Consider the following 6,519-nt stretch of genomic DNA (forward strand, 5'->3'; position numbering starts at 1 on the left):
GCAGTTGAAGAGAAGGTAACCGATCCGGTTTGTGGTATGAGCACCAAATCGCCTGACGAGTACATCCCCCACGATCACGAGGGAACAACTTTTTATTTTTGTAGTGACCACTGCCTGGAAAAGTTCAAGGCGGAGCCGGATGGTTATCTGTCTTCTGAGGCAGAGAGCAAACGTAGAGCCTCGGAAGCGGTTAGCGCAAAGGGTGCCGTCTACACCTGCCCCATGCATCCGGAAATCCGCCAGAACGGCCCAGGAGACTGCCCCAGGTGTGGTATGGCGTTAGAGCCAGACACACCCGCCATCCAATCAGAAAAGGTGCAATACACGTGTCCGATGCATCCCGAGGTAGTTCAGGATGACCCGGGGGAATGCCCTAAGTGCGGCATGTCCCTGGAACCGAAAACCATGGCGACTGACGAGGAAGAGAGCCATGAATACCGGTTCATGCGCAACCGCTTCTGGTTTTCGGCGGCACTTTCGCTGCCGGTGATGATCATCGCCATGAGGGATTTCTTTGGTCTGGGCAATTTGGAGCAGGTCTTCGGAAGCGTTTTTCTACACTGGGCAGAATTCGCGTTGGCCACGCCGGTGGTGTTGTGGGCAGGATGGGTATTTTACGTGCGGGCCTGGAAGTCAGTCGTTTCCTGGAATCTGAACATGTTTACCCTCATCGGTCTGGGTACCGCCGTAGCCTATGTATACAGCGTCGTGGCGGTAATGTTTCCTGATATTTTCCCTGGTGCTTTCAGGGCGGATGACGGCACAGTGGGGGTCTATTTCGAGGCATCAGCGGTGATCGTCACCCTGGTGTTGCTCGGCCAGATGCTCGAACAAAGGGCGCGCAGCCGCACTGGCGCCGCCATCAAAGCGTTGCTCGGGCTGGCGCCCAAGACCGCACGGCGCATTGAGGAAGACGGTACAGAAAAGGACGTGCCCTTGGACGAAATCCGGGTAGATGACCGGCTGAGGGTACGGCCTGGTGAGAAAGTACCGGTGGACGGCACGGTGATCGAGGGTAAAAGCAACGTAGATGAGTCGATGATCACGGGAGAACCGATACCCATCGAAAAAAAAGAGGGCGATTCGGTGATCGGGGCCACGGTCAACGATAAAGGGGCACTGGTCATCCGGGCGGAGAAGGTCGGTACGGACACCGTATTGTCCCAGATCGTCAAGATGGTGGCCGAGGCCCAACGGAGCCGGGCCCCCATTCAGAAACTAGCCGATGTCGTCGCCGCCTATTTCGTTCCGGCGGTCATCGGCATTGCGGTCGTCTCCTTTCTGGTGTGGTCGTGGGTTGGACCGAAACCCAGCATGGCCTACGCTCTGATAGCGGCCGTGTCGGTGCTGATCATCGCCTGCCCCTGTGCATTGGGTCTTGCCACCCCCATGTCGATCATGGTGGCCACCGGAAAAGGTGCCATGTTGGGTGTCCTGTTTAAAAACGCCGAGGCCATCGAGACGATGCGCATGGTTGACACCCTTGTGGTAGACAAAACCGGAACCCTTACCGAGGGTAAGCCGAAGCTGACAGACGTCATCGTTGCCGACGGGTGGAACGAAAAGGATCTGCTCGCCTATGCCGGCGGTCTGGAACGCAGCAGCGAGCATCCGCTGGCCGCCGCCATCGTATCTGGTGCCGAGGATCGTGGGGTGGATTTGAAAAAGGCGGAAGATTTCGCTTCCCACACCGGTAAAGGGGTTTCCGGAATTATAGACGCAAAAAAAGTGCTGCTGGGAAATCGAAGACTGCTCGAGGAATTCGAGGTTGTTCCCGACAACTTGGACAACGAGGTCCGGAAACTGCGCGATGAAGGTAAGACAGCCATGTTCGTGGCCATCGATGGTGAGGCTGCGGGGATCGTCAGCGTGTCCGACCCAATCAAGGAAACGACCTCCGAAGCCATGGAAAAGCTCCACGAGGAAGGCATCCGTATCGTTATGCTCACCGGTGACAGTGAGGTCACTGCGGCTGCTGTTGCCAAGAAGCTGGGGATCGACGACGTTGTCGCCGAAGTAATGCCCGAAGACAAGGCCAATGCCGTCAAACGTCTCCAGGATCAAGGTAACATCGTCGCCATGGCCGGCGACGGGATCAATGACGCTCCAGCATTGGCGCAGGCCCAGGTCGGCATCGCCATGGGGACTGGCACTGATGTGGCCATGGAGAGCGCGAGCGTGACGCTGGTCAAAGGAGATCTTCGGGGAATTGTCAGAGCCATAATGCTTTCCAAGGCCACTATGCGTAACATCAAACAAAACCTGTTTTTCGCGTTTTTCTATAATGCACTCGGTGTTCCCATCGCCGCAGGGGTCCTTTATCCGCTTTTTGGTTTGTTGCTATCGCCGATGATTGCCGCAGCGGCTATGAGTCTGAGTTCGGTATCCGTGGTGGGCAATGCCCTTCGACTGAGGCGGGTTAAGCTGTAGCGATGCGAATATACAAGCAAACTTTCTATCTATTTCGGTGTTGCATTTAAATTGGTTGATCGCTGATTTCAGTGGACTGCAAGCTTTCCAGCCGCTGAATCAGGCTGTTATTCACTCCATGCAAAAGGAGATTAAATTGAAATATTATCCCGGAAATCATCCGCTGGGCACCATGACACGGCGCCGATTTCTCACGACGACGGGTTCGGCTGCCCTGACCGGCTACTTGTCTTTAATTGGATCGGCTTGGGCCGCACGTCCCGGGATCGAGAGGGCAGGCCAGTTCGGTGCGTTGGACGCTACCGCAGCCGGCGGCATCGACCTCTATATCGAAAACCGCGACATGCTTGTAGGAGGTCGCCCCGGCCGCGGTATCGCCATCAACGGCTCGATCCCCGGCCCGGTTATTCGCATGCAGGAGGGCAAGAACGCGCTGATCCGCGTTCACAATCGCCTGTCGGAATCGACCTCGATCCATTGGCACGGCATCCTGCTCCCGTTTACCATGGATGGGGTGCCGGGCATCAGCTTCGCCGGAATTCCTCCAGGCGAAACCTTCACCTACCGCTACCGCGTCCGCCAGAATGGCACATACTGGTATCATAGCCACTCAGGCATGCAGGAGCAGCTCGGGCATTACGGCCAACTCATCCTCGAACCGGCTGAACCCGATCCGGTCGACTACGACGTGGAGCATTCGATCATCCTGTCCGACTGGACGTTCGAGAATCCTCATCGCGTGCTGTGGAAGCTCAAGACCATGGAGGGCTATTACAACTTCCAGCGCCCGACCCTGTCCAACCTTGACGACCAGATCAGTGCGACCGGCATGTCGCTGACCGAGGCGGTCGGCAAATGGTTGGCGTGGGATCGAATGCGCATGGACCCGACCGACATCGCCGACGTCACGGGAGCGACATACACTTACCTGATGAATGGCAAGGCGGCGCACGAGAACCCGACATTTGTTGCCAGAGCCGGCCAAAAGGTGCGACTTCGAATCGTCAATGCCTCGGCACTGACCTTCTATGACTTCCGGATTCCCGGCTTGCCGATGACGGTCGTGCAGGCCGACGGGCAGAACGTCAAGCCGGTGGAGACCGACGAGCTTCGCATCGGCGTGGCCGAGACATACGACGTGGTGGTAACGCCGCCGGATGATCGGGCGTACACGCTTTTCGCTGAGACGATGGACCGCAGCGGGTATGCAAGAGGCACGCTGGCGCCACGCGAGGGAATGTCTGCCGCCGTGCCGATGCAGCGACACCGGCCCATGCTGACGATGGCCGACATGGGCATGATGATGCACGGGGGTATGCAGAGCATGCAAGACAACGGAAAGGGCGGAATGGATCACGACATGTCGATGCCTGACGAGCACAACATGGCCGACAAGCCGCACCATGCGACCATCGGCAGCGAACTGCCCACCGAAAATCTGCCCGATCGCATCGCGCACGGTCCGGACCATCATGGCCCGGCCAGTATTACCATGGCCCAGACGGCCTACCGGCGACTCGACTACCCCGGCGCGGGGCTCGGAGACGACGGCTGGCGGGTTCTGACTTACAGCCAGTTGCGTGCTCTGGATCGGCCGTACGGCCGGCGGCCGCCCACGCGCCAATTCGACCTGCACCTTACCGGCAACATGCACAAATACATCTGGGGGTTCGACGGTAAGAAATGGTCCGAGTCGGACATGATCAGTTTTCAGTATGGCGAACGTCTGCGGATTAACATGATCAACGACACGATGATGAGCCATCCGATTCACCTACACGGTATGTGGATGGACCTCTACGCAGGCGGCACGCTGGATGACAATCCCCGCAAGCATACGATCAATGTCCAGCCATCTGAATTGCTGACCGTGGACATCACCGTTGATGCGCCGGGTCAGTGGGCGTTTCACTGCCATATACTCTACCATATGGAAGCGGGCATGTTCCGTACCGTTGCTGTGGTCCGCTCGCTGAAAGGAGGCCCCATCGATGTCGACGCTTAAACTTCAAAGCATACTTGTGGCGACCATCATCGCACTGAACGTACCGTCTTTTGCCCAGGAAGAATCGAACCTGCCGATCGCCGCGAATCGCCCGATGCACCAGGAATCGGCCGCGCAACACGAAAGTCAGCCTTCGCCGTTCCCGGGAGGCGAAGCGCCGCCGCTGCCAGAAGGTATGACACTGGACGAGGTACTTGACTACTCGGCCAGCCCGCCGCCGGATGATTTTCCCGAACCCGTCCCCGATGATCAGTTGTATGTCTTCACGCTTTTTGAACAGTTGGAGTATCGCCTATCCGCCGACGGTACACCCGACCAGCTCGGCTGGAAGGCGCAGGGATGGATCGGCGGCGACTTCAACAAGTTCTGGTGGAAAAACGAGGGTGAGGCTATCTTCGAGGGACCTGATGAAGGCGAGACCGAAACCGACCTGCTATACGCCCGCCTGATCTCGCCGTTTTGGAACTTTCAAATCGGGGCGCAGTACGCGAACGGTTGGAACCCGAATGATTATGAAGATCGCTGGTCCGGCGTGATCGGTCTTCAGGGGCTGGCACCCTACAAGTTCGAGCTGGACAACTCACTATACATCTCCGAGGACGGTGATGTGACGTTTGAACTCGAAGCCGAGTACGACCTGCGCCTTACCCAGCGGCTGGTGCTTCAGCCCCGCACTGAACTTGGCTTCGCGTTTCAGGACATCTCGGAGCGAAATCTTGGAGCAGGTATGACCGATGTCAATCTCGATATGCGACTGCGCTATGAAATCAAGCGCCAACTGGCTCCCTACATCGGCCTCCGATACCGGTTTCTTGTCGGCGAAACCGACAACATCGCCAAGTCTACCGGAGCAGACACCGAGCAGCTGTTCTTTGTGACAGGGATTCGCTTCGCCTTTTGAGTACAATGGGTGTGGGATAAGCGATAAAACTCGAATGCTCAAAACGCATTCGGCAACCGGGCGCAGATCGTTCTAAGATTATCGGAATATATAACTTATAATTCTCGCGAGGTAGTATTCTTCGACATGGCGTGGGTTGCCTGAAAGAAAAACCGGAGACTGAAAATCATGAATCTTTTCCTGCAATCATGGGTCGATGCGGCCTGGACGAGCGTTGGCTTCTTCTGGATGGCCCTCTGGGCTTTCGGCCTTCTTCACCTTCATTGGCTCGATGGGCAACATCCCTTTGGCAGCGCTTTTATATGATCGCGGCGTTATTTTCGCTGGCGTGATGGCGTTCATTTTCTCTGATCTGGTTGTGTTGCCGGTGCTAAGGATAAACGCCGAATATTATGGCTGGAAGATGGCACTGTACATCATGGGACTGCTGCTGTCGTGTTTGGTGATCACCTCGCTGCTGATGCACTATGGCTTCCAACTCTTGGACCTATTGCCCGACAGTAGCGGGGGAAAAGCGATCACTAACAGATCGTTTTTCAAACTGAACTACGGTTTGGTGCTCCATATACCTTTCATCGTTTCGAGCGCAGTGCTCGGTTGGCTCTGGTGGCGCCAACAAGCGGGGAATGACCACCATCACAGCGACGCGGAAGCGTCGTTGACCGTCCGGATTCTTCAGGCCCTCTCCGTACTCGCCGCTATTTGGCTGGCAGGCGGTCTTGTCGTTAAAGCTATCGGCCTATATAGTGGTTAGGGCGGTTTCTGACGAATGCGAGCATGGTTATGGGAATTGGATCGACCTCTATTCTTTGATGGCCTCGTAAAAAGTCCCGAATGTGTCATTTCCACGAGGCGGGAATCTATAACTATTCGAATTTTCTTGATTCCCGTTTTCGCGGGAATGAAAAAATGCCTGAAATTTAGACATTTTACGAGTTCATTATCCTTTAATAGGTAACGATTTTCAACTTTGAAAATAATGATATTATCATGGCAATATGAAAATGGTAAGCGTATTCGGAGTCATTTGATACCGCCATGTTACAGATCGGATCGTTGTGTATTTATCTGAATTTAGGACTGTCTTCACACAGTTCAATCCCTTTGGATGGTTTGCTAAAAACGATCATGCCAGCCTAAAAAACCCCAGTACCCGTTCAAACACTATTTATAAACCTCATCA

At 55.6% G+C, this 6,519-nt stretch carries 4 protein-coding genes; all 4 read left to right on the forward strand.

All coding sequences use genetic code 11. The annotated features are described in order from the left end of the window. Window positions 1-2,430, forward strand: a 2,430-nt coding sequence (locus tag ABYV26_RS17920) for a heavy metal translocating P-type ATPase (RefSeq protein WP_372682724.1), incomplete at its 5' end; no start/stop codon positions are given. 55 nt (window positions 2,431-2,485) lie between these two features. Beyond that, complete coding sequence (locus ABYV26_RS17925; RefSeq protein ID WP_372682725.1) at window positions 2,486-4,435, forward strand: copper resistance system multicopper oxidase; 1,950 nt, start codon at window positions 2,486-2,488, stop codon at window positions 4,433-4,435. Next, the gene (locus ABYV26_RS17930) at window positions 4,422-5,336 is read left to right on the forward strand and encodes a copper resistance protein B (protein ID WP_155306161.1); all 915 of its coding nucleotides are present in this window, start codon (window positions 4,422-4,424) and stop codon (window positions 5,334-5,336) included. Before ABYV26_RS17925 ends, ABYV26_RS17930 begins: the two co-directional genes overlap by 14 nt. Window positions 5,337-5,550: 214 nt before the next feature. After that, window positions 5,551-6,090 (forward strand): permease, encoded by a 540-nt coding sequence (locus ABYV26_RS17935; RefSeq protein ID WP_372682726.1) that lies wholly within the window; start codon window positions 5,551-5,553, stop codon window positions 6,088-6,090. Window positions 6,091-6,519 lie beyond the last annotated feature (429 nt).

It is taken from the genome of Desulfosarcina sp., assembly GCF_041551955.1.
In the GTDB taxonomy this organism is placed as follows: Bacteria; Desulfobacterota; Desulfobacteria; order Desulfobacterales; family Desulfosarcinaceae; genus Desulfosarcina.

Coding starts and splice junctions, on each gene's coding strand:
- ABYV26_RS17930 (WP_155306161.1), top strand. CDS start 4,422: ATGTCGACGCTTAAACTTCAAAGCATACTTGTGGCGACCATCATCGCA.